This is a genomic window from Vibrio sp. 10N.222.49.C9, assembly GCF_041474985.1.
Taxonomy (GTDB): Bacteria; Pseudomonadota; Gammaproteobacteria; order Enterobacterales; family Vibrionaceae; genus Vibrio; species Vibrio crassostreae_C.
This window is the reverse complement of the sequence record NZ_JBFRVD010000707.1, coordinates 1-466: the sequence shown is the minus strand read 5'-3', so window position 1 is coordinate 466 and position 466 is coordinate 1. Positions and strand designations below refer to the sequence as shown.

Annotated in this window: 1 pseudogene; it reads left to right on the top strand. The window is 44.4% G+C overall.

The features are described 5' to 3' along the window. Nucleotides 1-40: 40 nt before the first annotated feature. Nucleotides 41-466: pseudogene (locus tag AB4585_RS25185) on the top strand (hypothetical protein); the annotation flags it as partial.

The window sequence follows — 466 nt, the reverse complement described above, 5'->3', positions numbered from 1 at the left end:
AGTCTGTGGTGAGTGATGATTTTGTTAATGGGGGTCTGTTATGTTTACTCCGCTTTTTCCTGTAAAGCCTGAGCAATTCGAAACGGGGGTGGAGTCTGCAAACGACTTGATCGCTAGGATGGGCGATAACATACCGACAGCTGGTGAGTCATATGAGCTTGCTGTTGAGTTTCTGCTTGAAAACAAGATGAATCAGAGTAGCTTTCGCGCTATCAGAAAAGAACTGAATCTGTTATTCAACTGGTCATGGCGAGTCAAGGGTGTCTGCGTTAGCCAATTGAATAGGGTCTCAATGAGGGAGTTTGTGGATTTCTGTGCCGAGCCTCCTCTTGAATTGATTTCAAGATCTCCTATCGCCTCTTTTAAGTTTAATAATATGACCGGTGAGTTCGATCCTCATGATAAATGGCGACCGTTTTCCGCCAAAGATCCTGCACAATACGTCCGCGAAGAATCTACAATCAAA